Raw genomic sequence first — 25750 nt, 5'->3', positions numbered from 1 at the left:
AGAGGGGGCCCTGCGCGGCTGGCGCAAATTTCGCGAGGGGCGTTTTGCTCCTGGGTGAACGTTGGGAGGACTACATTATGAAGTCAGTCGTGTCGGTGGTGGCCCTGGTGGCTGCCGCCCTGCTTGGCAGCACCTCGGTGCGCGCCGCGGACGTCGAAGTCATTCACTGGTGGACGTCGGGTGGCGAACAGGCCGCCGTGTCGGTGTTCGCCCGTGAGTTTGACGCCCTGGGCGGCGACAAGTGGGTCGATACTGCTATCGCCGGCGGCGAAAACGCCCGTTCGGCCACGTTGCAGCGCATTCTCGGTGGCGATCCTCCGGGCGCGGCGCAGTTCAACCCAGGCCGTCAGTATGAAGAGCTGATCGCCGGCAACATGCTGCTCGATCTCACTGATCTCGCAACCAAAGAGAACTGGGCTGGCTTCATCCGTCCGGCGTCCATCTCCGAGGCTTGCCTCGTCGACGGTCACTGGTGGTGCGTGCCGGTCAACATCCACTCGTGGAACTGGGCTTGGGCTTCGGTCCCGGCGTTCGAGAAGGCCGGCGTGCCGCTCCCGACCAGCTTCGACGACTTCCTCGCGGAAGCCCCGAAGCTCAAGGAAGCCGGCATCATCCCGTTCGCCATCGGCGGCGAAAGCTGGCAGATCAACGGCGCCTTCGGCGTGATCCAGACCTCCCTCCTCGGCCTCGAGAAGCGCGAAAAGATCCTGAAGGACAAGGATCTCGAGCTGGCCAAGGCAGAGATGCCGGCGGTGTTCGAGAAGTTCCGCCAGTTCAAGCAGTTCTCCGATGCGGGTTCGGCGAACCGCAACTGGAACGACACGACCAACCTCGTCGTGACCGACCAGGCGGCGCTGCAGATCATGGGTGACTGGGCGCGTGGCGAGTTCGGCGTTGCCGGCGAGAAGGCTGGCGTCGACTACGCCTGTCTGGCTCTGCCGATCGATCACCCGACCGTCTCCACCGGCGGCGACATCTTCCTGTTCCCCAAGCAGTCGGATCCGGCTGTCGAGGCGGCTCAGCTGAAGATGGCGTCCATGATGGTCAACCCGCAGGTCCAGGCGCTGTTCAACAACGCCAAGGGCTCCATGCCGATCCGCGACGACGTCGATATGTCGCTCGCTGACGACTGCATGAAGCGCGGCCTCGAGATCATCAAGGACCCGGCCAACATCGCCGTCGACGCCGGCCGTTGGCAGTCGAACGACACCACTGGTCAGATGAACGACCTCGTTGCCCAGTTCTGGGCCGACGACACGATGACCGCCGAAGCTGCCGCCGAGCAGTACGTGACGATCCTCCAGAACGCCGACTGATTTGGTGCTATGATGTCCGGGCGGTGCCAAAAGCACCGCCCGGCTCGTTTTTTTCGGCGTATCCGGGTGGGCAGGGGATCCGGGGCCGGTTGCTTCAACAACGCGGGGAGTGAGCCATGACCCAGATCGCCGAACCGGGCGAACGAGCGGCGCCTGGTTTTGCCGGCACGGTAGCGGAGCGCAAACCGCGCACGCGCCGTAAATTCAACATTCAGTCAGTGCTGGGCACCACGCCGATGATCGTCACGGCGGTCGGGGTGTTCGTGATCTGCATCATCTTTTCGATCATCTGGTCGTTCACCAATTCCAAGCTGTTCCCGAACTTCAACTTCATTGGCCTGGCTCAATATGAGCGGCTGTGGGCGAACGATCGGTGGAACATCTCGGTCCGCAACCTCGCCGTGTTCGGCGTGTTGTCGATCGGCGTCAGCATGGTGTTCGGCTACCTGCTCGCGGTCTTCATGGATCAGCGCATCAAGCAGGAGGACCTGTTCCGCTCGATTTTCCTCTATCCGTTCGCCATGTCGCTGGTCGTTACCGGCCTCGTCTGGCAGTGGATGTTCGACCCCAATCTCGGCATCCAGTCCGCTGTACGCCAGCTTGGCTGGACGAACTTCGAGTTCGCGCCGCTGGTAAAGCAGGAGACAGCGCTTTACGGCCTCGTTCTCGGCGGGTTGTGGAACGGTGTTGGGGTGACCATGGCCATTCTGCTGGCAGGCCTCCGCGGCGTCGACTCCGAGATCTGGAAGGCCGCCAAGGTTGATGGCATTCCGACCTGGAAGACTTACCTGTTCATCGTGCTGCCGATGATGAAGGGCGCCGTAGCGACCGCCTTCATCTTGCAGATGACCGGCATCGTACGCGTCTTCGACATTGTCATCGCCATGACCCAGGGCGGGCCGGGCGTTTCGACCCAGATGCCCGCCGTCTACGTCATCCAGCACATCACCGATCGCGTGAACGTCGGCCAGGGCATGGCTGCCGCGACCATGATGCTGCTGCCGGTCATGCTTCTCATCGCCGTGCAGTACCTGCTGCGCTGGAACGCAAATCGCAAGGCGGGTAGGGCATAATGACCACCGAAGCCATCTCACCGGGCCTCTCTGGCGGCACGCTCTCCGGACCGCGCGGCCCCAAGCCCAAGACCGTCACCATCGGACGCATCGGTGTCTACGCCTTCCTCATCATCTCGGCGGTCTTCTTCCTGATGCCGCTTTGGGTGATGATCGTGACGTCGCTGAAGACGATGCCCGAAATCCGCGAAGGGCATCTGTTCAACTGGCCGGCGCTGCTCACCTTCGATCCCTGGCTCAAGGCCTGGGACACCGCCTGTACCGGCCGCGACTGCAACGGACTGAAGCCTGGCTTCTGGAACTCGGTGAAGATTACCGCGCTCTCCGTGCCGGTCTCTATCGTCATCGCCATGATCAATGGCTATGCGCTGAGCTTCTGGAAGTACAAGGGTTCCGAGCTGTTGTTCGGCATCCTGATCTTCGGCGCCTTCGTGCCGTTCCAGGTGGTGATCTATCCGCTGATCATCGGGCTCTCGAAGGTCGGCCTGTTCGCGACGCTCCCGGGCATCGTGGTCGTCCATACCATCTTCGGCATGCCGATCCTGACGCTGCTCTACCGCAACTTCTTCGCTTCGCTGCCGATCGAATTGTTCAAGGCCGGCCGCGTCGACGGGGCAGGCTTCTGGGGCATCTTCTTCCGCATCATGCTGCCGATGTCGGTGCCGATCACCATCGTCGCCATCATCCTGCAGGTTACCGGCATCTGGAACGACTTCCTGTTCGGCACGGTCTTCGCCGGCCGCGAGAACATGCCGATGACGGTGCAGCTCAACAACATCGTCACCACCACGACCGGTACCCGCGAATACAACGTGAATATGGCTGCAACCATCCTCACGGCAGCGGTTCCGCTGGTGGTCTATTTCATCTCGGGTAAATGGTTCGTCCGCGGCATCGCCGCCGGTGCGGTGAAGGGGTAATCCTCTATGACGACTAGCGTTTCCATCAAGGATCTCAGCCTCAACTTCGGCAATGTGAAGGTCCTCGAGTCTCTCGATCTCGAGGTCGCGCAGGGCGAGTTCATCGTGCTGCTCGGGCCCTCGGGCTGCGGCAAGTCCACGCTGCTGAACTGCATCGCAGGCCTGCTCGACGTCTCCGACGGGCAGATCTTCATCTCCGGCAAGAACGTCACCTGGGACGAGCCCAAGGACCGCGGCATCGGCATGGTGTTCCAGTCCTATGCGCTCTACCCGCAGATGACGGTGGAGAAGAACCTGTCGTTCGGCCTCCGCGTCGCCCGAATGCCGAAGGCGGAAGTCGATGCCCGCGTCAAGCGTGCCTCGGAAATCCTGCAGATCGAGCCGCTGCTGCAGCGCAAGCCCGTCGAGCTCTCCGGCGGCCAGCGCCAGCGCGTCGCCATCGGTCGCGCCCTGGTGCGCGATGTCGACGTGTTCCTGTTCGACGAGCCGCTCTCCAACCTCGATGCCAAGCTCCGCAATGACCTGCGCATCGAGATCAAGCGGCTGCATGCCCGGCTCAAGAACACCATGATCTACGTCACGCACGACCAGATCGAGGCGATGACTTTGGCCGACCGCATCGCCATCATGAAGAACGGCGTGATCCAGCAGCTGGCCGACCCGCACACCATCTACAACAAGCCGGTCAACCTGTTCGTCGCCGGTTTCATCGGCTCGCCTTCGATGAACTTCATCAAGGGCGACCTGAGCGGCACCACGCTCAGCGTCGATGGGCAGGCCAACATTCCGCTCGCCAACTACCAGTTCGCCAACCAGACCAATGGTGCGTCGATCCTCGGCATCCGTCCCGAGCACATCGCTGTCGGCGAAGAGGCGCGGAAAATGCCGGTACAGATGGAATCGGAGATCGAGATCGTCGAGCCGATGGGCGCCGACACCGTCGCCTGGACCAAGATCGCCGGTCAGTCGCTCACCTTCCGCGCCGCCGCCGAAGTGCATCTCGAGCCGGGGCAGAAGGTCCTGATCGGTTTCGATCCGGGGCGTGGTTCCGTCTTCAACGCAGCGAGCGGCAACCGCATCTGACCTTTCGGCTCATTGAGCTTACCGGACGCGTAGCGGCCCGCCGAACGGGCTGCTACGAACCGCGATAAATCAGCACTGCGCCGCCCCGGCAACGACCGGGGCGGTGGCTTTACTGGAGCGCTTTCAGGAAGAGTTGCAGGCTCTTCTACCTCGAAAGCGCGACAAACCGAGGATCGAGTGCATATCACCGTTTCAGCGAAACGGAGAAATGCACGGGTGGAGGAGACATCTGTTGGACTTTTCTTTTCAGCTCTACAGCGCCCGGAATTTCCCGCCGCTGGACGGCGTGCTCGGGCGTCTCGCCAAGCTCGGCTACAAGCAGGTCGAGGGTTTTGGCGGGCTCTATGCCGAGGCCGATAGCCTCGCCGCCTCGCTGAAGCAGCATGGCCTTACCATGCCGACCGGCCATTTCGGCCTCGCCCAGCTCAAGGACACCGACGCCGCACTGAAGATCGCTGAGACGCTTGGCATGAGGTTCCTCTACTGCCCGGCGATTCCCAAGGAAGAGCGTGAGGCCGGGCAGGGCGACAGCAAGTGGGTCGAGCTCGGCGAGACTCTCGCCAAGCTCGGCGAAGCCTTCCGCCGGCGCGGCTTCGGCTTCGGCTGGCACAACCATGATTTCGAGTTCCGCCCCACCGCCACCGGCAAGCTGCCGATGGATATCATCCTCGACACGGCGCCCAACAATGACTGGGAAATGGACGTCGCCTGGGTGGTGAAGGGCGGCCAGGACCCGATCGAGTGGATCAGGAAGCACGGCCGCCGCATCAATGCCGTGCACGTCAAGGACATCGCGCCGGCGGGGCAGAATGCCAACGAAGACGGCTGGGCCGATGTCGGCCACGGCACGCTCGACTGGCAGGCGCTCTCCGACGCCGTCAAAGCCCACACCAACGCCCGCTACTGGGTGATGGAACACGACAACCCCGCCGACGTCGACCGCTTCGCATCCCGTTCGATCGCCGCCGTCACCGCCTGGAAGTGAAAGAGGCCACATAATGGATATCGGTTTTCAGCTGTTCAGCGCCCGCAATTACCCGCTCGCGGACGTGCTCAAGAAGGTCGCCGCGCTCGGCTACACCCATGTCGAGGGCTATGGTTCGCTCTACACCGACCCCCAGGCGCTGAAGGCGCAGCTCGACGCCAACGGCCTCACCATGCCGACCGCGCATGTGAGCCTGGGCGATCTCGAGGATACCTCAAAGACCCTGAAGCTGGCCGAGACGCTGGGCATCAAGGTCGTCGTCTGCCCCTGGCTCGCCCCCACCGACCGGCCGACCTCGGCCGATGGCTGGAAGACGTTCGGCGACCGGCTGCAGAAGATCGGCAAGCCGTTCCAGGATGCCGGCCTCACCTTCGGTTATCACAACCACGATTTCGAGTTCGTCTCATATGACGGCAAATACGCCATGGACTGGCTGCTCGAAGCGGCGCCGGCGGTGAATGTCGAAGCCGACGTCGCCTGGATCGTCCGTGGCAAGGCCGACCCGGCCACCTGGCTGCCCAGGTTCGGCGACCGTATCGTCGCTGTGCACGTCAAGGACATCGCCCCCGCCGGCCAGAACGCCGATGAAGACGGCTGGGCCGATGCCGGCCAGGGTGTCGTGCCGTGGAAGACCTTGTGGCCAATCGTCCGCAACCAGACCAAGGCGCAGTACTTCGTCGCCGAACACGATAACCCCAACGACATCGACCGCTTCGCCTCGCGCTCGATCGCCTTCATCAAGACCCTCGGAGCCTAAGATCATGGCAAAGACCTATGGCGTCGGCATCATGGGTGCCGGCAACATCTCGGCCGCCTATCTGCGCCTCGCGCCGCTGTTCAGGAACCTCGAAGTCCGCGCCATCGCCGACATCCTCCCCGAGGCCGCCAAGAAGCGGGCAGGGGAGTACAATGTCGCGGCGCAGACCCCCGACGAGCTGCTGAAGAACTCGGAGATCGACGTGATCGTGAACCTCACGATCCCCTCGACCCACTTCTCGATTTCCAAGGACATCCTCTCGGCCGGCAAGCACGCCTATTCCGAGAAGCCGTTTGTCCTCAGCGTCGAAGAGGGCATCCAGCTCAAGGCGTTGGCCGATGAGCACAAGCTCAAAGTCGGCTCTGCCCCGGACACGTTCCTCGGTGGGGCGCACCAGCAGGCTCGCGCCATCATCGACTCGGGCAAGGTCGGCAAGATCGCCTCGGGCACCATGCACGTGCTGAGCCGCGGCATGGAGCACTGGCATCCCAATCCGGATTTTTTCTTCCAGCCCGGCGGCGGCCCGATCCTCGATCTCGGCCCGTACTACATCACCAACCTGATCAGCCTTGTCGGCCCGATCAAGCGCGTCACCGCCTTCACCGGTTCGGCCCGCGCCGAGCGTGAGGTGACCACCGAGGGTTCGCCGTTCAAGGGCACGTTCATCAAGGTCGGCACCCCGACCACGATCCACGCCATCCTCGAGTTCCACTCCGGCGCCATCATCACTCTGGGCGCCAGCTGGGACGTTTCCAGCCACGGCCACCACAATATCGAGCTCTACGGCACCGAAGGCTCGGTCTATGTGCCCGATCCGAACTTCTTCAACGGCGACGTCACTATCACCAATCGCGCCGGCGACAAGGAGAAGGTGATCCCGTGGGATCACCCGTTCGGCAAGGCCAACCAGGATCTGGACAAGCCCAATCCGCGCGCCAACTACCGCAATGCCGGCCTCAGCGACATGATGGACTCGATCGAGACCGGCAAGAAGGCGCGCTGCGATCTCGATGTGGCGCTGCATGCGGTCGACGTCATGACCTCGATCCTCCGCGCCGGCGAGACCGGCCAGGTGATCACCCTGCAGACCACCTGCGAGCGCCCCGCCGCCCTCGGCATCGAAGAAGCCCGCGCCCTGCTGCGCTGAGCTTTTTCGCCGAACAGTCGAAAGGCCCGGGCGTACGCTCGGGCCTTCTTCTTTAGGCGATCACCCGCCGCCGCCACCGACCTCGGCCCCAAACACCGGGTCATGCCCGCGAAAGCGGGAACCTTCGTTCTCTCGCCGTGGCACGACCGCAAACGGAGCTCCCCGCCAGTCAAGGCGGAGTAGCGCAGGGGCGGCGCGACCCGAACGCTCACCTCTCGGCATTGCTTCAGCGCCGTACCAACGTATGCAGCAGCTCGAACCGTGCCTTGGGGTGGATGCCAGTGGGCAGGTTGGGCGCGACGTGCTGGGCAAAGAAGCGCCCTGCATCTTCGCGGCTCTCCCACACCTCCACGATCCTCCAGCCGCCCTCGGTGGCGTGGGCCGAGTGCATCAGGAAGCCCTGGGCGTCGGCATAGTGCGGCTGCACGGTCTCGAGCACCCGAGCGTAGCCCTCGGCGGTCTGGCCCGCGATGTCCGAAATCATCATGATTGCCATGTTCGTCTCCTTCAGCCCGAGAACCCGCCGTTGCGCAGGAACTCTTCCTCGTCGCTGGTCGCCTTGCGACCGAGGATCGGGTTGCGATGCGGGAAACGGCCGAACGTCTCGATGATGCCACGGTACTTCTTCGCGTGGTCGGTATAAGGCGGCCCCAGGTGCTCCAGCAGCTCGCCGCCGCGCACGTGGTCTGCGAGGCTCTCCGAGTGGCCGAAAGGCAGGTAGACGAACACCCTGAGGTCGAAGTCGATCATCAGGTCCTGGCCCCAGCCCGTCGCCAAGGTGGCGATCCGCCGGGCGTGAGCATCGGTGGCATAGGCCTTGGGCTCACCACGGAAGGCGTTGCGCGGGAACTGGTCAAGCAGGATGATCAGCGCCAGCGAACCGCGCGCCGTACTGGTCCAGTGGTCGAGCTGACCCTTGGCCGCCTGTTCATAGAGTTCGATGAAGCTCTCAGTGAACAGCGCATCGAACGCCGCATCCTTGGCGAACCACAACTCACGCCCCGCCTTGCGCCAGAACGTGATCAACTGCAGCGCCTCTTCCGGCGTCTGGTTGGAGAACTGAGCCAGCATCATTTCCCGGTCTCCTCGCGCGTCGCTGACGGTGTAGTGGGGGCCGGCAACCGAAGCGTAGTGGGCGGTGTGCGCTTCGGCTTCGAGATATTGTGGCGCGCCGCCCAGCGGTCGCCGATCATCATGAAGTTCAGGTACATCAGTTAGTCCTCAGGTCGCCCACCCGTCTGGCCGGGATGCCCGATTGCTGGCTCGTGAATCCAGTGATATGAATGCAGCGATATGCTGCATCAGATTGATCTATCGCGTACCGACCTGAATCTGCTCGTGCTTTTCGAAGTCGTGCTGCAGGAACTGCATGTCGGCCGGGCGGCGCAGCGCCTCAACCTGTCGCCTTCGGCGGTCAGCCACGGCCTCGGCCGGCTGCGCGCGCAGCTCAATGATCCCCTGTTCCTCAAGACCCCGCGCGGCGTCGTGCCCACCGAACGGGCTCTCAGCCTGGCCGAGCCGATCGCCGAGATCCTGTCGCGGGTCCGGCAGGTGGTTTCGTCGGCCGAGCCGTTCGATCCGTTGACGTCGCGGCGCCGCTTCATGATCGGTTCGCCGGACGGCAGCGCCATTGCGCCGCTGCCGTTGCTGCTCGCTGAGCTCTCGGCCAAGGCGCCGGGCATCGACATCGGCACCCGCCAGATCATGCCGGACGTTACCCGTGCGCGACCGTGGGAAACCGCGTTCGAGGAACTGGACTCGCGTGGCGTCGACCTTGCCGCGGTGACCTTTGGCGAAGTGCCGTCCCGGTTCGTATCGCGCCCGCTCTATCACGGGGATTTCGTCGTCGTTGCTCGCAGGGGGCACCCGTTCCTCGATGCCCCCTCGCTCGATGCCTATTGCGCGGCCAATCACGTCATGGTCTCGGCGCGAGGCGACCTCGGCAGCTACACCAACGACGTGCTGACCTCGCTCGGCCGCAGCCGACGGGTGCAACTTACCGTAACGCACTTCATCGTCGCGCTCGCCGCCATCGCCGAAACCGACCTCATCGGCACCGTCCCCACGCCTGTCGTCGGCGCCTATGCCCGCCGCTTCAGCCTTGGCACTGCGCCCGTGCCGTTCGATCAGAACAACCCCAGCTTCGTCCATCTGGTCGCGCCGCGCGCCGGGCTGATGGACGCCGGACTGGTCTGGTTGATGGAGACTGTTGAGCGTTTGGTGCTCGAGAGCCTCGGGTCCTGAGCCAAGCCTGCAAAAACCCCACCCGTTTCCGCTTGCCGTCACCTTGACAGTTCCGAGCCGAGCATGAAGGTAGCTGCCGACATGTCAGCGGCGGCCCGGCCTCATCCACACGCGGAACTCCAAGCGGGCAGGGCGTCGGACTGACTTGAGGTACGTGCACGTAGTGGCGACGGAACCGCGTCGTCCAAGGGAGGTATTCTGATGCGCACCATCAAAGGGCCGGCGATTTTCCTCGCCCAGTTCGCGGGCGATAAGGCCCCGTTCGACACGCTGGACAACATCTGTGCCTGGGCAGCCGACCTTGGCTACAAGGGCGTGCAGATCCCGACCTGGCTGACTCATTTCGTCGACGTGGAAAAGGCGGCGACCTCCAAGACCTACGCCGACGAGGTGAAGGGCACCGTGCAGAGCCACGGGCTCGAGATCGCTGAACTCGCGAGCCACATCATCGGCCAGCTCGTCGCCGTGCACCCGGCGTACGACACCCTGTCCGACGGCTTTGCCATCCCCGAAGTACGCGGCAACCCAAAGGCGCGCCAGGAGTGGGCGGTCAAGCACCTCAAGGCTTGCGCCGCGGCGTCGAAGAACCTCGGCTTAACGGCGCACGCCACCTTCTCCGGAGCGCTCGCCTGGCCCTATCTCTATCCGTTCCCGCAGCGCCCGGCCGGCCTCGTCGAAGAGGCCTTCGATGAACTGGCCCGCCGCTGGACCCCGATCCTCGACGAGTTCGACAGGCACGGCGTCGACGTCTGCTACGAGATCCACCCGAGCGAGGACCTGTTCGACGGCGCCACCTACGAGATGTTCCTCGAGCGCGTGAACAACCACCCCCGCGCCAACCTGCTCTACGATCCGAGCCACTTCGTGCTGCAGCAGCTCGATTATCTGCAGTACATCGATTTCTACCACGAGCGGATCCGGATGTTCCACGTCAAGGACGCCGAGTTCAACCCGACCGGCAAGCAGGGCGTCTATTCCGGCTTCCAGTCCTGGGTGAACCGGGCAGGGCGCTTCCGCTCGCTCGGCGATGGCCAGGTCGATTTCGCCGGCATCTTTTCCAAGCTCAGCGCTTACGGCTTCGACGGCTGGGCGGTGCTTGAATGGGAATGCGCCATCAAGTCGGCGGAACAGGGCGCGGCCGAAGGTGCGCCGTTCATCGCGAGCCACATCATCAATGTCACCGAGAAGGCGTTTGACGATTTCGCCGCGTCGGGCACCGACAAGGCGGCCAACCGCCGGATTCTCGGTCTGAGCTAAGCACCGGGGCAACCCCACACGCGGTGTCGTCCCGGCGTAAGCCGGGGTGACACGGTGGTTGTGGGACCGCCCCGTCAGAACGAATTGAGGGAGTAAGAAAATGGCAGAGAACGGCGCTCCGCGCATTCGCCTGGGCATGGTCGGTGGCGGCACCGGTGCCTTTATCGGTTATGTCCACCGTGTCGCCGCCCGCATCGACGGCGATTACGAACTGGTCGCCGGCGCACTGTCGTCCAACGCGGCGACGGCGCTCGAGAGCGGCAAGAATCTCGGCCTCGCCGAGGACCGTATCTACACCTCGTACGAGGAGATGGCCGCCAAGGAATCCGCCCGCAAGGACGGGATTCAGGCGGTCTCCATCGTCACCCCGAACCACGTGCATTTCGGCCCGGCCAAGGCCTTCCTCGAAGCCGGTATCCATGTCATCTGCGACAAGCCGCTCACCTCGACGCTGGACGACGCCCGGGCGCTGGCGGCGATCAAGCCGAAGAAGGGCGCCAAGTTCCTTCTCACCCACAACTACACCGGCTATCCGCTGGTGCGGCAGGCGCGTGAACTAGTGAAATCCGGGGCGTTGGGCAAGATCCGCGTCGTGCAGGTCGAATACCCGCAGGACTGGCTGACCAACGCCGCCGACCCCGGCAACAAGCAGGCGTCCTGGCGTACGGACCCCAAGCGTTCTGGCGCCGGCGGCGCCATCGGCGATATCGGCACCCACGCCTACAACCTGGCGCGCTTCGTCACGGGCCTCAAGACCGAGGCGGTGAGCGCCGAACTCACCAGCTTCGTCAAGGGCCGCAAGCTCGACGACGACGTGCAGATCAAGTTGCGTTTCCAGGGCGGCGCCAAGGGCATGCTGTGGGCCAGCCAGGTCGCGGTGGGCAACGAGAACGGCCTGCAACTGCGCGTCTATGGCGAGAAGGCCGGCCTCGAGTGGCGCCAGGATAACCCGAACTACATGTGGTTCACCGAGTTCGGCAAACCCAAGCAGCTGCTGACCCGTGGCGGCGCCATCTCCGCGCCGCCCGCCGCCTCGATGAACGTCCGCATCCCGGGCGGTCATCCCGAGGGCTATCTCGAAGCCTTCGCCACGCTCTACAGCCAGTTCGCCCAGATGATCCGCGGCGAAGGCAAGGATGTCGCCGGGCTGCTCCCCAGCCTCGCCGACGGCGTCGAAGGCATGGAGTTCATCATGGCCTCCGTCGCCTCGTCCAAGGCCGACGGCAAGTGGACCAAGCTCAGCGAGGTTTAGTTCGCCCGAATCTTCCGCTCCCCTCCCCCTTGAGGGGAGGGGTTGGGGGTGGGGGTGGTGAGGGACACTCGGTGCTGACTGCACCACCCCCTCCCTCAATCCCTCCCCTCAAGGGGGAGGGAGGCGACAGCTGCTAGGGCACGGCGTCACCTCAAGTCCACGCCACCACTGCACCCCAGATCAGCACCAGCCCCGACGCCGTCAGCCCGATCAGCACGACGCGTCGGAACCCCACTGTCGTCAGCCGCTTGAACACCAGCACGCCGAGGATGGCGAACGGCACCAGCACCACGCCGGTCAACGCCAGCGCGCCGAGCATCCTGGCTTCGAGCGTCCCCGCGATCAGGTAGACCGTCAGCGTTGCCGTGTGCATGGCGATGTTGAAGCCCTGCAGCACGCCGCGCTGCTCGTCCTTGCTCCAGCCGCGCAGTGTCGTCCACAGCGTCGGCACCGGCCCCGAGATTGCCGCCATGCCGCCGAGCACTCCGCCGATCCAGCCGATTGCCGTGTCGGCCACCCGTCCGCCCCAGCTGAACCGGAGGTCGGCTCGCAGCAGCAGCATCAGTGGGCAATAGGCGACGAGGAACAGCCCGAGCCCGAACTTGAACAGGTTCGGATCGGCCGCGCCCACCAGTTGCGCCCCGATCGGCACGCCGATCAGTCCGCCGATGATGAACGGCAGCGCCCCCTTGACGCTGAAGCCGCGCCACACGAAGGGCAGCGTCACCAGTTGCCCGACCAGCGAGCCGAATACCGACAGCACCACCGCCAGCCGGGGGTCGACGCCCCACGCCCACACTGACAGCGCTACCAGCGCGAAGGCGAAGCCGGAAACGCCCTGCGCAAACCCGGCCAGTGCCGCGCCGACGGCGATCAACACCAGCACCTGATCCATCGCGTTACCGGCGCCTGTTCGGTCTGCCGGCCGCGCTGGCGGGCGCCACCGAACGATCCATCCGCTCGACCTTGAATCCTGCTTCGCCGAGCAGTGTCGGCACCCCGGCCGGGCCGGCGAGGTGTCCCGCGCCGACGATGATCATGGCGTCTTCGTTGTTCGCCAGCATCTGGGCGATCTCAGTGGTCCAGCGGCGGTTGCGATCGCTCAGCATGCGCCGATAGGTCGGCGAGTCGACCGGCCCGAGCGCCGCGTTCATCGTGCGCGCTAAGGCCTCGACATCGCCGGCGTGCCACAGGTCGGCAAGGGCGCCCAGCGCCTGATCGGGGCTGTCGCTCGCCGCGATGGTGCGCATCAGCGCTTCGACCTGCTCCGCGTCGGGCAGCCCGGCCATCAGTCGGAACTGCGTCTCTGCGCTCTCCAGTTCGCGCCGCCGGTCTTCGGCAATCTCGTCGAGCAGCACCAGTTCGACACCGGCCTGCTGCGTCATGGCGCCTTCGCCGGAGCCGCCAGCCGAGAGCGTGAGGCTCATCAGCGTCAGGTCTGCCATCCACGGCCGCATCGGTTCGATCAGTTCACGCTGCAGCCCGCGCGCATCGAGGAAGGCCTGCAGGGTATCCTGCTGCTCAACCGTCAGATAGTCACTGAGCTGCCGCCCGTCGCGGTTATGGCCGTAAAGCATCGAGAGCCGGGTGAGCGTGGCATAGGCGTCCACATCCAGCACCAGCTCGAAATAGACATGCTCAGCCTCGGCGAGCGCCGCGTCGAAGCGTGGCGTCCGCCAGTCCCGGTCCTTGTCGAGAATGTGGATGGAGCCGAACAGCCAGACGGAGCTGTCAGCATCGCTGACCCGCCACAGGGCAGGGGCTGCCAGCGCCGCGGCGGGAGCGAGTCCAGCCAGCAGGGACAGCAGCAACAGGGTGCGGCGGAGGAAGGTCCTCATCGCCGCAAACCCTTAATGCGTCCAGGGCGTTTTGCGATCGGAGCGGAAATTGTCCGAGTAGGTGGTGCGCTTCACCGTCGGCTTGTGATCGGGCAGCACCTGATAGGCGATGCCGTTCTTGTGCGCATAGGCCTCGGCTTCTTCGAGGGTGTCGAAGGTGAGGCGAATCTGCGCGCGCGTGTCGGTGGAGGACGTGTAGCCCATCAGGGGTTCGATTTCGCGAGGCGCAGCCGGCTCATGCACCAGCACCCATTCCTTGGACTTGCCCCGGCCGGACTGCATGGCATTGGGCGCAGGCCGGTAGATTCGTGCCGTCATCGTTACTTCGAGTCCTGTTATCGAATTGGACGAAGTCATAAGGGCTTTTCGGCGCGCTTTCGAGTCTTTCCGTACCCCTCCGACCGGATGAACTCGATCAGGTAGGTCGGGGCGCCGGGCTCGGGGGTGACGGTAATGCGCTCCCCGGGCGCGATGCCCACCAGTGCATCGAACCGGCCGGCTTCAAGCGGCTCGTCCAGCCCTTCGACAGCCGTCGTGCCACCAAAGACCAGCACCGTTTCGTCGGCCACACCTTCGATGGACAAGCTGCCATCCAAGGGCAGTCGGCGCACCGTGTGCGTGAACCACCCACGCCGCGTCATCGCGTTGAGGTCAGTCGTCTCGCCTTCCATGACGCGGGCATGGACGGGCACTTCGCCGGCAAAGGAAAACGGTTCGCTGTGGTCGGTCACTGAGATCGTACGATCCGGCAGCTGCAGCGCGATGCCGCGCCCGGCCAGGACGGCGATCGTGCGGTCGATCCCGAGGAAGCTCGAGAACGGGCCGTCGGCATTGACCGTGGCGATGCTGAGGCGCCACAGGAAGTCGGACCCGGCGCCGGCGTCGTGGCGGGCGGCAACTTCGCGGGTGACGCCGCCGCCGTTTCGCCAGGGCACGGCCGGCAGGTCCGCGAACTGGATGAGCCGCACCACGGCCTCAGCCGAGAATGCCGGGGAGGTCGAGCCCCTTCTCGCGTGCGACATCGAGCGCGATTTCGTAGCCGGCATCGGCGTGCCGCATGACGCCGGTCGCCGGATCGTTCCACAGCACGCGCTCGAGGCGACGTGCAGCATCGTCGGTGCCGTCGGCACAGATCACCATGCCGGCATGCTGCGAAAAGCCCATGCCGACGCCGCCGCCGTGGTGGAGCGACACCCAGGTCGCGCCCGACGCGGTGTTGAGCAGCGCGTTCAGCAGCGGCCAGTCCGAAACCGCGTCGGAGCCATCCCGCATCGCCTCGGTCTCACGGTTCGGAGAGGCCACCGAACCGGAATCGAGGTGGTCGCGGCCGATGACGACGGGGGCCTTCAACTCACCAGAACGGACCATTTCGTTGAAGGCCAGGCCCAGCCGGTGGCGGTCACCAAGGCCGACCCAACAGATGCGCGCCGGCAGCCCCTGGAAGGCGATGCGCTCCCGTGCCATGTCGAGCCAGTTGTGGAGGTGCGTATTGCCGGGCGTCAACTCCCGGACCTTGGCGTCGGTCTTGTAGATATCCTCCGGGTCGCCGGAGAGCGCCGCCCAGCGGAAGGGGCCGATGCCGCGGCAGAACAGCGGGCGGATATAGGCCGGCACGAAGCCCGGGAAGGCGAAGGCATTCTCCAGCCCTTCGTCCTTGGCGACCTGGCGGATGTTGTTGCCGTAATCGAGCGTCGGAATGCCCCGGTCCCAGAATGCCAGCATCGCCTCGACATGCTCGCGCATCGAGGCGCGCGCCGCTTTCTCGACCGCCTTGGGGGCGCTCTCGCGCTTTTCCCGCCATTCGGCCATGGTCCAGCCCTTTGGCAGGTAGCCGTTGATCGGATCATGCGCCGACGTCTGGTCGGTGACGAGGTCGGGACGAATGCCGCGGCGCACCATCTCGGGCAGGATTTCGGCGGCGTTCCCGAGCAGGCCCACCGACTTCGCCTCGCCGGCTCTGGTCCAGCGCTCGATCATTTCGAGCGCCTCGTCCAGCGTTGTCGCCTTCTCGTCGAGGTAGCGGGTGCGCAGGCGGAAATCGATCGAGTCGGGATTGCACTCGACGGCGAGACAGGAGGCGCCGGCCATCACCGCGGCAAGCGGCTGGGCTCCGCCCATCCCGCCAAGGCCCGCCGTGAGGATCCACTTGCCCCTGAGGTTGCCATCATAATGCTGGCGGCCGGCTTCGACGAATGTCTCGTAGGTGCCCTGCACGATGCCCTGGGTGCCGATATAGATCCACGAGCCGGCGGTCATCTGGCCATACATGGCCAGGCCCTTCTTATCGAGCTCGTTGAAGTGATCCCAGGTCGCCCAATGCGGCACCAGGTTGGAGTTGGCGATCAGCACGCGCGGCGCATCCTGATGGGTGCGGAACACCCCGACCGGTTTGCCCGACTGGACCAGCAGGGTCTGGTCGCCCTCGAGCTTTTCCAGCGCCGCGACGATGCGGTCGAAATCCTGCCAGGTACGGGCCGCCCGGCCGATGCCGCCATAGACCACCAGTTCATTGGGGTTCTCGGCGACATCGGGATCGAGGTTGTTCATCAGCATGCGGAGCGGCGCCTCGGTGAGCCAGCTCTTGGCCCGCAACTGGGTGCCGCGAGGGGCGCGAACTTCTCTAGTGTTGTGGCGGGGATCGGTCATGGCTTTGCTTCCGCGAGAGAGGGGGCAAGCGCCTCGAGGCGCTTCAGCATTTCGCCCAAATGGGCGCGCAGGCGGTTCGACTTGATCGGGTCGAGCTGGAAGGGTGGCGCTTCCGCGACGAGGTGCGTGGCCTGCGCCAGTTCGAGCTGGATCGTCTGCACGCCGCCCGCCTGGTTGCTGTAATGGCGTGTCGTCCAGCCGCCCTTGAAGCGGCCGTTGAGCACGGAGGTGTAGCCCTCGGCCGCCCGGGCGACACCGTAAACGGCCGCCTCGACGGCGGGCGCACAGGATTTTCCGTCGGCCGTCCCGACGTTGAAATCCGGCAGCCTGCCTTGGAACAGGAACGGGATGTTGGAGCGGATCGAATGGCAATCGAACAGGATGGCCACGCCGTGCGCCGCGCGGACCCGTTCGACTTCCGCGGCAAGCGCCGCGTGGTAAGGGGCGTGGAACACCGCCAGCCGCCGCTGCGTCTCGGACGCGTCGGCGGAGCCGCCCTCGGTCCAGATCGGGGTTCCGTCGAAGTCGGTTTCCGGAACGAGGCCAGTGGTGTTCTGGCCCGGGTAGAGACTGGCGCCGGTGGGATCGCGGCCCACATCGATGACATAGCGGTGGTGGGTGGCGCGGATGGTCGAGGCGCCCGGCAGCAGGTCGCGATAGAGCTGGTGGATGTGCCAGTCGGTGTCGGCGAGGATCCTGCCGTTGTCGTTCAGCTGTTCCCGGATCTCTGGCGGCACGTAGGTCCCGGTGTGCGGGAACGCCAGGATGACGGGCGAGGTGCCCTGGTGGAGCTCGAAAATGTCCATCACTGCGCCAACTCCGGCAGGATGCCAGGTCCGACAGCGCCGGCGAGGCCGCCATTGGCGACCAGCGTCACCGCGGCGGCGATGTCGGGCGCCATGTAGCGATCCTCCTCGAGTTCGGGGACTACCGCACGAAGCGCCGAGCGGGCTTTGACCAGCTCGGTGCCGGTCTGCAGCGGCGCCCGGCAATCGACACCCTGCGTCGCCGTCAGCGCCTCGATGCCGATAATGCCGAACAGGTTCTCGGTCATCTGCAGCAACCGGCGCGCCCCGTGGCAGGCCATCGAGACATGGTCTTCCTGGTTTGCCGAGGTCGGGGTGGAATCGACCGAGGCCGGATGGGCCATCTGCTTGTTCTCGCTCATCAGCGCCGCCGAGGTCACCTCGGCAATCATCAGGCCGGAATTGAGCCCCGGCTTTTTCGCAAGGAACGCCGGCAACCCGTAGGAGAGGGCCGGATCGACCAGCAGGGCGATACGCCGCTGCGCAATTGCGCCGATCTCGCAGACCGCGATGGCGATCTGATCGGCCGCGAAGGCCACCGGCTCGGCATGGAAGTTTCCGCCCGACACTACGCTGCCGTCGGACAGCACCAGGGGGTTATCGGTGACGGCATTGGCCTCGATCTCAAGTGTCCGTCCAGCGTTGCGGAGCAGGTCGAGGCAGGCGCCATCGACCTGCGGCTGGCAACGGATGCAGTAGGGGTCCTGCACCCGTTCGTCGCCTTCGACATGGCTCTCGCGAATGGCCGAGCCGGCGAGCAGCGTGCGCAGCGCCGCTGCCGCATCGATCTGGCCCTGGTGCCCCCTGAGGGTATGGATATCGGGATGGAAGGGAGCGGAAGAGCCCATCGCGGCGTCGGTCGACATGGCGCCGGTGATCAATGCGGCCTGGGCGGCGCGGTGCGCGCGGAACAGCCCGGCAAGCGCCAGCGCCGTTGAGGTCTGCGTGCCGTTGATCAGCGCCAGTCCCTCCTTGGCGGCGAGCACCACCGGGGTGAGCCCCGCACGTTCGAGCGCCTCGCGGCCCCCAAGGCGGTCGCCCCGGAAGAACGCTTCACCCTCGCCGATCATCACCGCCGTCATATGCGCCAGTGGCGCCAGGTCGCCGGAGGCGCCGACCGACCCCTTTTCCGGGATCAGCGGGATGACGCCGCGCGCCAGCATGGCTTCGATCAACCGGATGAGCTCGATCCGCACGCCGGATGCACCGCGCCCCAGCGACACCAGCTTCAGCGACATGATCAGCCGGACGATGTTCTCCGGCAGCGGCGCGCCGACGCCGCAACAGTGCGACAGGATCAGGTTGCGCTGCAGCGTGGCGAGATCGGCCGCTTCGATCTTGATCGAAGCCAGTTTGCCGAAGCCGGTGTTGACGCCATAGACCGGGGCGTTGCCGGCGGCGATCTGGGCAATGCGGGCAGCGGCGCGGTCGACCGCGGCGTCGAATGACGGATCGAGCACCGCAGGGGTGCCGTTCCAGAAGATCTCGGACAGCGTCTCGAGCGAGACGCTTCCCGGCGTGAGCGTGATAGTCATGTTGCCTTGCCCTTGAAGATGCGGCGATGCAGCGGGTTGAAGCCGATGCGGTAGGTGAGTTCGGCGACCGAGGCGGAGTTCCAGACCGCGAAATCGGCGGATTTGCCCGCCTCGAGCGTGCCGGTCTGATCGAGCAGCCTCAGCGCCTGCGCCGCTGTCCGCGTCGTTCCGGCCATGCACTCGCTGACCGTCAGCCCGAACAGGGTGGCCGCCATGTTCATGCCGAGCAGTAGCGAGGTGAGCGGCGAGGTGCCGGGGTTGCAGTCGGTTGCAACAGCCATGCCGACGCCATGCCGGCGCAGCGCCGCGACATCGGGCTTGTGCGTCTCGCGGATGGCGTAGAAGGCCCCGGGCAGCAGCACCGCGACGCTTCCGGCAGCGGCCATCGCCTGCGCATCGGCGTCATCGATGTATTCGAGATGATCCGCCGACAGCGCACCATAGCGGGCGGCGAGCCTGGTGCCGCCCAGGTGGCTCAACTGCTCGGCATGAAGCTTCACCGGCAGCCCGAGCTCCTTCGCCAGCTCGAAGACCCGCGCGATCTCCTCGGGCGAGAAGGCGATGCCCTCGCAGAAACCGTCGACGGCGTCGACCAGCCCCTCGGCATGCGCGGCTCTGAGGCCAGGCAGCACGACCTCGTCAAGATAGGCCGCGTTGCGCCCCCGGTATTCCTCAGGCGTCGCATGGGCGCCGAGATACGAGGTGACGACGCGAACCGCCCGCCGGCTGCCTAGCTCGCGGGCGGCGCGCAGCATGTTCAGCTCCGCCTCGATGCTGAGGCCGTAGCCCGACTTGATCTCGATGGTTCCCAGGCCTTCGCCGAGCAGCGTGTCGAGGCGCGGCAGCGCCTGTTCGACCAGCTCTTCGACCGAAAGCGCCCGGGTGGCGCGGACGGTCGAGACGATACCGCCCCCGGCTTTGGCAATCTCGACATAGCTGGCGCCTTCGAGCCGCATCTCGAACTCGCGGGCGCGGTTGCCGCCATGCACGATGTGGGTGTGGCAATCGATCAGCGCCGGGGTCACGAGGCGGCCGCCGAGGTCGATCTGCTGCGCGCCACCGATATCGGGCGCATCCGACACAGCGCCCGCGAAAACGATGCGTTCGCCGGAGGTGACGATAACACCGTTCTCGATCGGCTCGACCGAGGGGGTGGCCATCGTCACGAGGCGGGCGTTCCGCCATAGTTTCACGTCGGCGTCGAGGTTGGGGATTGCTGTCGGCATTGTATGTCCGCTTTCAATCGTCCTAAAAGATGTATAGACATAATAAGGTCGATGACAAGAGAGTTTTTCCGTTGTCCCGTCAGGATCGCTCGATGACCAAGCTGTTCGCCGCCGCCGCCTTGCTTCCCACCGGTCTCGCCCACGATGTCAGCGTCGGGATCGAGAACGGGCTGATCACCTCGGTAGAGCAGGGGAGTGCGCCGGCTGCCGCAGCCGAGCGCCATGGGCTGCTGGCACCGGCGGTGCCGAACCTCCACAGCCACGCATTCCAGCGCGCCATGGCGGGGCTGACCGAGAAGCGCGGACCGGGAGACGACAGCTTCTGGAGCTGGCGGACCCAGATGTATCGCTTCGCCCTGTCGATGACGCCCGACGACGTCGAGGCGGTGGCCGCACAGCTCTATGTCGAAATGCTCGAGGCGGGCTTCTCGCGGGTCGGCGAGTTCCATTACCTGCATCACGACATCGATGGTCGCCCCTATGCCAACATCGCGGAAATGGCGGAACGCATCGCTGCCGCCAGCGCCGAGGCGGGCATTGGCCTGACGCTGCTGCCGGTGTTCTACGCTCACGCAGGCTTCGGGCCGAAGCCGCCGATCGAGGGGCAGCGACGCTTCATCAACGACACCGCTCGCTTCGCCGAACTCATCGTGGCGTCGCGGCGCGCGGTCCGCGGGCTCGAGGGGGCGGCGGTGGGCATCGCCCCGCATAGTCTCAGGGCAGCGACTATCGCCGAGATCAACGAGATCCTGCCGCTCGCCGAAGGGCAACCCGTGCACATCCACGTCGCCGAACAGGTGCTCGAGGTCGAGGATTGCGTTGCGGCCACCGGGGCTCGCCCCGTTGAGCTGCTGCTTGGTGGCGCCCCCGTTGATGACCGCTGGTGCCTGATCCATGCCACCCACCTTGTTGCCGAAGAGGTGGCAGGCATCGCCACTGCGAAGGCAGTGGCGGGTCTCTGCCCGATTACCGAAGCCAACCTCGGCGACGGCGTATTTGCCGGCGCCGCATTCGTTGCGCAGGGCGGTCGCCTGGGTGTGGGGTCGGATTCCAACGTCCAGATCTCGCTCGCTGGCGAGCTGCGCCAATTGGAATACAGCCAGCGTCTGGCGCAGCAGAGCCGCAACGTCATCGCGAGGGCCGGACAGTCGACCGCCGCGGAGCTCGTCAATCTGGCGGCGAAGGGTGGAGCAGCGGCTCTCGGGGTGCAGTCGGGCATTGCAGTCGGCAGCCCCGCCGACCTGGTTTCATTCTCGGCCGCCGGTGCGTCCTACCTGCCGCCGGCCGATCAGCTCGACGCTTTCGTCTTCGCTTCCGGCGTGTCGGTGGCGGATGTCTGGGTCGGTGGCCGGAAGCAGGTGATCGACGGCAAACATGTTAAGTCCGACACCGTTCGGCGGCGGTTCGAGTCGACCATGCACCGCCTGCTTGGGGCTTGACCCCATCGGCGGAACATCGGTTAGCTTTGGTTACAAGCACGGGATTGCATAGCGTGAGCACACTAGTGACTGCCGAGCGTGACACTGAAGCCGGCACGCTCCACCAGCGCATCCTCAACGACATCGAAAAGAAGATCGTTTCTGGGGAGTGGCCCATCGGCCACCGCATCCCGTTCGAGGTGGATCTCGCTCGCGAGTATGGCTGTTCGCGCATGACCGTGAACAAGGTCCTGACCCAGCTGGCGCGGGCCGGGCTGATCGAGCGGGTGAAAAAGAGCGGCAGCTTCGTCAGCCAGCCTCACACCCAGTCCGCGGTGCTCGAGATCAGCGATATCCGCAAGGAAGTGGAGTCGCTCAAGCTCCGCTATGCATTCAATGTCCCGCGGGTGGCGAAGCGGAAGGCCCAGGGCGCCGATCGGCTGCTGCTCGATGTGCCGGTCGGTACGGCGATCCTCGATATCACCTGCGTCCACCTGGCCGGCGGCAAGCCGTTCTGCCTCGAACAGCGGCTGATCAATCTGAGCAGTGTCGAGGGTGCCGACCAGGCGGATTTCACCAAGGTCCCCCCCGGACAGTGGCTGCTGAGCCAGGTGCCCTGGAGTTCGGCAGAGCACCGCATTCACGCTGCAGCAGCGGACGCCACGGCCGCCGAACAACTGGGGATCGAGCAGGGCACCGCATGCCTCGTGATCGAGCGGCGGACCTGGAGCGCCGGCGCTGCCGTCACCCAGGTGCGGCTGACCTACCCAGGGGATCGCCACGCCCTCGTCGCCACCTTCACCCCGTCGTCGTGACCGCGCGCCAGGTCACGCTGAGCTATCGACATTATGTATAGACATGAGCGACTGAAAGTGCTGATACTCGTCAACTGCATCTCTGGGAGGAGGCTGCATGTATAAGAAGACTGCCTTCGACCTCACGGGAAGGCGTGCCCTGGTGACCGGCGGCAGTCGTGGCCTGGGGCAGGGTATCGCCGTTGCCCTGGCGACAGCGGGCGCAGAGGTCTGCGTCACCGCGCGCGCCCGCTCCAGCCTCGACGCGACGCTGAGCCAGGTGGCCGCGGCCGGTGCGTCCGGCCGGGCGCTCGAGCTCGACGTCACCGATGTCGCCGGCATCACCGCAGCGATCGGTGAACTCGACGCGGCCTGGCCCATCGACATCCTTGTCAACAACGCCGGCTTCGAGAGCGTCGCGCCGTCGCTCGATGTCGATGAAGCGCTGTGGGACAGCATCGTCGACACCAACCTCAAGGGCAGCTTCTTCTGCGCCCAGGCAGTGGCCCGCGGCATGGCCTCGCGCGGTCGCGGCGGCTCGATCATCAACCTCTGTTCGCTGACCTCCTATGTGGGTGTACCGACTGCGGTCCCCTACGGATCGTCCAAATCCGGGTTGCTCGGCATGACCCGCGCGCTGTCGGCGGAATGGGCTCGACACGGCATCCGCGTCAACGCGGTCGCGCCGGGCTACTTCCGCACCGAGATGACGGAAGGCTTCTATGCCGATGAGGCCTGGGCGAGCGGCATGCTGGGAAAGATCCCGCAGGGCCGCTTCGGGCTGGCCGAGGATGTCGGCGGCCCTGTCGTTTTCCTCGCCAGCACCGCATCGGCCTATGTGACGGGGCAGTGCCTGGCGATCGACGGAGGCTATCTTGCCTCCATCTGATGCACCGTATGCACAATCCTTGTGCAGAAATGGAAACTGCACAAGTCGTGTTGACTCACGGGTCGATATGTATAGACATTATTGCCGTGGAGCGGCCTCGACAGGCCGCTTGCCAGGGTGTGAGCCTGAGCTATCCGAGGGGAACTTATGACGATTGAAGCCGGCATCGAAGGCCGTCCCGCCCAGGCGACTCGCGTCGCCGTATCGGTGCGCAACGTCGACATGACCTTTGCCGATTTCCATGCCGTCAAGGACGCCTCCTTCGATCTCGAGGACGGGCGCTTTCTCACCATTCTCGGGCCCTCCGGGTCCGGCAAGACCACGCTGCTGCGAATGATTGCCGGCTTTCAGAAGCCCAGCGCCGGGGAAATCTTCATCAACGGCAAGCCGGTCAGCGCCACGCCGCCGCACAAACGGTCGATCGGCATGGTGTTTCAGAAGCTGGCGCTGTTTCCGCACATGACCGCCGCCGAGAACGTGGCGTTCCCACTCAAGATGCGGCGCTTCGATGCGACCACCATCCCGGAGCGCGTCCAGCGTTATCTCGATCTGGTCCACCTCGGCGGCTATGCCGACCGCCGCATCCACCAGCTCTCGGGCGGGCAGCAGCAGCGCGTCGCCATCGCCCGCGCCTTGGTGTTCGAACCCGATCTGCTGCTGCTCGACGAACCGCTGGCGGCGCTCGATCGCAAGCTCCGCGAGGAAATGCAACTCGAGTTCCGCCGCATCCAGCGCGAACTCGGCGTCACCACCATCAACGTCACCCATGACCAGCGCGAGGCCCTCGTCGTTTCGGACGAGGTGATCGTGATGGACAAGGGGGTCATCCAGCAGAAGGCGCCGCCGTCGGCGACCTACCGCACGCCCGCCAATGCCTTTGTTGCTGGCTTCATCGGCGTCACCAACTTCATCTCGGGTAAGGTCACCGCGACCTCCGGTGATGCCGTCAGCTTCGATGTCGGTGGCAGCGAGGTGGCCGGCACCTGGGCGGCACAAGGCGCTGCGCCCTCGGTTGGTGCCTCGGTCACCGGCGCGCTGCGCGCCGAGCAGGTCCGGCTGGGATCGTCTGAGGCCGAGCTTTCCGGCTGCCAGACCACCAGTCGCGGCGTCGTCCGCGACGCCATTTTCGAGGGTGAGCGCCTCGTCTACGAGATAGACTTGGCCCCGGGCACGCTGCTGCGGGTGTTCGACCATGATCCAGCGGCTCACAAGCAATTCGCCATCGGGGATAACGTGGCGATGGGCTGGAATGCACGTGACGTGCTGACCTTCCCCAACTGAGCCGCGAGAGCGCTTTCAGGAAAAGCTGCAGCCTTTTCCGGTTCGAAAGCGCGACGAAATCAAAGACCTGGAGCATTTCAAGTGCTTCAGGTCCCGAACAACAGGAGAGAGACCACCATGACTGAGCACAAATCCATCCTTGCCCTGTCCCGCCGCAAATTTCTCGGCGGCGCGGCAGCGCTGAGCGGCATCGCAGCCTCCGGCTTTGCGACGCGCGTATTTGCCCAGGAACCGGCAAAGCCGGCCGAGATCATCGTGCGAGCCTGGGGTGGCTCCTGGGTCGATAGCCTCAAGGCGGGCGTTTCCGACCCCTTCACCGCTGCCACCGGCATCGCCGTCCGGCACGACCTGACCGAAGACAACGAGATCCAGCCCAAGGTGTGGGCGGCGGTGGCGCAGAACCGGGTGCCCCCGATCCACATCAACTGGGATACCACCACCAACGCCACCAAGTCGGCGCTGCGCGGCGTAACCGAGGATCTGTCGGATCTGTCGAACCTCGCCGGCACCACGGACCTCGCCAAGCCCGTCGGGCTCGAGGGCTACCCGATCGTCAACACCTACGGCTACGTCTACGTACTGGCCTACCGTCCCGAGGCGTTCCCGGATGGCGCGCCGACCTCGCTGCAGGTGCTGCTCGATCCCAAGTTCAAGGGCCGCATCGCACTCTACAACGATGGCATCGGCTTTCACTTCCCGGCCCAGGTCGCCGGCGGCGGCAAGCTCGAGGATATCCCCGCCAACATGCAGCCGGCATGGGACTTCATCCGCAAGGTCAAGGAGCAGGCGCCGCTGCTCGGCGAGGACCCGGATTTCACCACCTGGTTCCAGAACGGCGAGATCGACCTCGCGGTCACCATCTCGACCAATGCTCGCGAAGCCAAGAAGAACGGCGTGAACATCGCCTGGACCGTTCCCGAGGAAGGTGCCAAGTTCGACACCGACGGTCTGTGGATCCCCAAGGGCCTGCCCGAGAACGAGCTCTACTGGGCCAAGCAGTACATCAACTTCGCCATCACCAAGGAAGCTCAGCAGGTGTGGCTCGATGGCCTTGGGCTGCCGGGCGTCGTTCCCGGTCTCACCCCGCCGGCCGATCTCGTCAACGATCCGTCCTACCCGACCAAGCCGGAGGATTTCGAACATCTGATCCGCATCTCCTCGCAGGTTCAGGTCGAGAACGAGAGCACCTGGTTCGGCGAGTTCAAGAAGATCATGCAGGGCTGACGCGCTGCGCGTTCGCTCCCCTCCCCCTTGAGGGGATGGGCTGGGGGTGGGGGTCCATC

Annotated in this window: 25 protein-coding genes; 15 read left to right on the top strand and 10 right to left on the bottom strand. The window is 65.2% G+C overall.

Features of this window, described 5'->3' with window-relative positions:
- Nucleotides 1–77 precede the first annotated feature (77 nt).
- The 7 genes from AC1ROK_RS11775 to AC1ROK_RS11745 all read left to right on the top strand — a co-directional run bounded on the left by AC1ROK_RS11775 (nucleotide 78) and on the right by AC1ROK_RS11745 (nucleotide 7281).
- Nucleotides 78–1316: an ABC transporter substrate-binding protein gene (locus tag AC1ROK_RS11775; RefSeq protein ID WP_492847012.1), complete on the top strand. Its 1239-nt coding sequence runs from the start codon at nucleotides 78–80 to the stop codon at nucleotides 1314–1316.
- A 116-nt stretch (nucleotides 1317–1432) separates the two neighbouring features.
- The gene (locus tag AC1ROK_RS11770; protein ID WP_492847010.1) at nucleotides 1433–2389 is read left to right on the top strand and encodes a carbohydrate ABC transporter permease; all 957 of its coding nucleotides are present in this window, start codon (nucleotides 1433–1435) and stop codon (nucleotides 2387–2389) included.
- The gene (locus AC1ROK_RS11765; RefSeq protein WP_492847008.1) at nucleotides 2389–3309 is read left to right on the top strand and encodes a carbohydrate ABC transporter permease; all 921 of its coding nucleotides are present in this window, start codon (nucleotides 2389–2391) and stop codon (nucleotides 3307–3309) included. The genes AC1ROK_RS11770 and AC1ROK_RS11765 overlap by 1 nt, the downstream gene beginning before the upstream one ends.
- 6 nt (nucleotides 3310–3315) lie before the next feature.
- Nucleotides 3316–4392, top strand: coding sequence for an ABC transporter ATP-binding protein (locus tag AC1ROK_RS11760; RefSeq protein WP_492847007.1), 1077 nt, complete (start codon nucleotides 3316–3318; stop codon nucleotides 4390–4392).
- Nucleotides 4393–4621: 229 nt separating this feature from the next.
- Nucleotides 4622–5377 carry a sugar phosphate isomerase/epimerase family protein gene (locus AC1ROK_RS11755; protein ID WP_492847395.1) on the top strand — a complete coding sequence of 252 codons (756 nt, stop codon included), beginning with the start codon at nucleotides 4622–4624 and terminating at the stop codon, nucleotides 5375–5377.
- Between the two features lie 10 nt (nucleotides 5378–5387).
- On the top strand, nucleotides 5388–6134 hold the full coding sequence (locus AC1ROK_RS11750; protein WP_492847393.1) for a sugar phosphate isomerase/epimerase family protein: 747 nt from the start codon (nucleotides 5388–5390) through the stop codon (nucleotides 6132–6134).
- 4 nt (nucleotides 6135–6138) lie between these two features.
- Nucleotides 6139–7281, top strand: coding sequence for a Gfo/Idh/MocA family protein (locus tag AC1ROK_RS11745; protein WP_492847004.1), 1143 nt, complete (start codon nucleotides 6139–6141; stop codon nucleotides 7279–7281).
- 226 nt (nucleotides 7282–7507) lie between these two features.
- Here AC1ROK_RS11745 and AC1ROK_RS11740 read toward each other — a convergent pair whose 3' ends face one another.
- Both AC1ROK_RS11740 and AC1ROK_RS11735 read right to left on the bottom strand, forming a co-directional pair.
- Complete coding sequence (locus AC1ROK_RS11740) at nucleotides 7508–7777, bottom strand: hypothetical protein (RefSeq protein WP_492847003.1); 270 nt, start codon at nucleotides 7775–7777, stop codon at nucleotides 7508–7510.
- A gap of 11 nt (nucleotides 7778–7788) precedes the next feature.
- Nucleotides 7789–8355 carry a DUF924 family protein gene (locus AC1ROK_RS11735; protein ID WP_492847001.1) on the bottom strand — a complete coding sequence of 189 codons (567 nt, stop codon included), beginning with the start codon at nucleotides 8353–8355 and terminating at the stop codon, nucleotides 7789–7791.
- A gap of 219 nt (nucleotides 8356–8574) precedes the next feature.
- On the opposite strand from AC1ROK_RS11735, the gene AC1ROK_RS11730 reads away from it, so the two are divergent.
- The 3 genes from AC1ROK_RS11730 to AC1ROK_RS11720 all read left to right on the top strand — a co-directional run bounded on the left by AC1ROK_RS11730 (nucleotide 8575) and on the right by AC1ROK_RS11720 (nucleotide 12034).
- Nucleotides 8575–9525 (top strand): LysR family transcriptional regulator, encoded by a 951-nt coding sequence (locus tag AC1ROK_RS11730; protein ID WP_492846999.1) that lies wholly within the window; start codon nucleotides 8575–8577, stop codon nucleotides 9523–9525.
- A gap of 201 nt (nucleotides 9526–9726) precedes the next feature.
- Entirely contained in the window at nucleotides 9727–10782 is a 1056-nt protein-coding gene (locus AC1ROK_RS11725; protein WP_492846997.1) for a sugar phosphate isomerase/epimerase family protein, read from the top strand.
- Nucleotides 10783–10882: 100 nt separating this feature from the next.
- Complete coding sequence (locus AC1ROK_RS11720) at nucleotides 10883–12034, top strand: Gfo/Idh/MocA family protein (protein ID WP_492846995.1); 1152 nt, start codon at nucleotides 10883–10885, stop codon at nucleotides 12032–12034.
- Between the two features lie 151 nt (nucleotides 12035–12185).
- Here AC1ROK_RS11720 and AC1ROK_RS11715 read toward each other — a convergent pair whose 3' ends face one another.
- The 8 genes from AC1ROK_RS11715 to hutI are packed head-to-tail and all read right to left on the bottom strand — an operon-like array spanning nucleotide 12186 to nucleotide 20085.
- On the bottom strand, nucleotides 12186–12929 hold the full coding sequence (locus tag AC1ROK_RS11715) for a sulfite exporter TauE/SafE family protein (RefSeq protein ID WP_492846993.1): 744 nt from the start codon (nucleotides 12927–12929) through the stop codon (nucleotides 12186–12188).
- A 4-nt stretch (nucleotides 12930–12933) separates the two neighbouring features.
- Entirely contained in the window at nucleotides 12934–13872 is a 939-nt protein-coding gene (locus tag AC1ROK_RS11710) for a TraB/GumN family protein (protein ID WP_492846991.1), read from the bottom strand.
- Nucleotides 13873–13884: 12 nt separating this feature from the next.
- Entirely contained in the window at nucleotides 13885–14190 is a 306-nt protein-coding gene (locus tag AC1ROK_RS11705; RefSeq protein WP_492846989.1) for an ETC complex I subunit, read from the bottom strand.
- A 35-nt stretch (nucleotides 14191–14225) separates the two neighbouring features.
- Nucleotides 14226–14840, bottom strand: coding sequence for a HutD/Ves family protein (locus AC1ROK_RS11700; protein ID WP_492846987.1), 615 nt, complete (start codon nucleotides 14838–14840; stop codon nucleotides 14226–14228).
- A 7-nt stretch (nucleotides 14841–14847) separates the two neighbouring features.
- Nucleotides 14848–16518 (bottom strand): urocanate hydratase, encoded by a 1671-nt coding sequence (gene hutU / locus AC1ROK_RS11695; protein ID WP_492846985.1) that lies wholly within the window; start codon nucleotides 16516–16518, stop codon nucleotides 14848–14850.
- Nucleotides 16515–17324, bottom strand: coding sequence for an N-formylglutamate deformylase (gene hutG / locus AC1ROK_RS11690; RefSeq protein ID WP_492846983.1), 810 nt, complete (start codon nucleotides 17322–17324; stop codon nucleotides 16515–16517). The genes hutU and hutG overlap by 4 nt, the downstream gene beginning before the upstream one ends.
- A complete protein-coding gene (gene hutH, locus AC1ROK_RS11685; protein WP_492846981.1) occupies nucleotides 17324–18859 on the bottom strand; it encodes a histidine ammonia-lyase in 1536 nt (511 codons plus the stop codon). The genes hutG and hutH overlap by 1 nt, the downstream gene beginning before the upstream one ends.
- A complete protein-coding gene (gene hutI / locus AC1ROK_RS11680) occupies nucleotides 18856–20085 on the bottom strand; it encodes an imidazolonepropionase (protein ID WP_492846979.1) in 1230 nt (409 codons plus the stop codon). The genes hutH and hutI overlap by 4 nt, the downstream gene beginning before the upstream one ends.
- Before the next feature lie 92 nt (nucleotides 20086–20177).
- Here hutI and AC1ROK_RS11675 point away from each other — a divergent pair, with 92 nt between their 5' ends.
- The 5 genes from AC1ROK_RS11675 (at nucleotide 20178) to AC1ROK_RS11655 (ending at nucleotide 25691) form a co-directional block, all read left to right on the top strand.
- Complete coding sequence (locus AC1ROK_RS11675; protein WP_492846976.1) at nucleotides 20178–21524, top strand: formimidoylglutamate deiminase; 1347 nt, start codon at nucleotides 20178–20180, stop codon at nucleotides 21522–21524.
- Nucleotides 21525–21577: 53 nt separating this feature from the next.
- Nucleotides 21578–22318: a histidine utilization transcriptional repressor HutC gene (gene hutC, locus AC1ROK_RS11670; RefSeq protein ID WP_492846975.1), complete on the top strand. Its 741-nt coding sequence runs from the start codon at nucleotides 21578–21580 to the stop codon at nucleotides 22316–22318.
- Between the two features lie 97 nt (nucleotides 22319–22415).
- Nucleotides 22416–23186 carry an SDR family NAD(P)-dependent oxidoreductase gene (locus AC1ROK_RS11665; RefSeq protein ID WP_492846973.1) on the top strand — a complete coding sequence of 257 codons (771 nt, stop codon included), beginning with the start codon at nucleotides 22416–22418 and terminating at the stop codon, nucleotides 23184–23186.
- Between the two features lie 147 nt (nucleotides 23187–23333).
- Entirely contained in the window at nucleotides 23334–24467 is a 1134-nt protein-coding gene (locus AC1ROK_RS11660; protein WP_492846971.1) for an ABC transporter ATP-binding protein, read from the top strand.
- 117 nt (nucleotides 24468–24584) lie between these two features.
- Nucleotides 24585–25691: an ABC transporter substrate-binding protein gene (locus AC1ROK_RS11655; protein ID WP_492846969.1), complete on the top strand. Its 1107-nt coding sequence runs from the start codon at nucleotides 24585–24587 to the stop codon at nucleotides 25689–25691.
- Nucleotides 25692–25750 lie beyond the last annotated feature (59 nt).

Source organism: Devosia sp. GW821-FHT12F11 (assembly GCF_058806655.1).
This window is presented reverse-complemented; position numbering and strand designations above follow the sequence as displayed.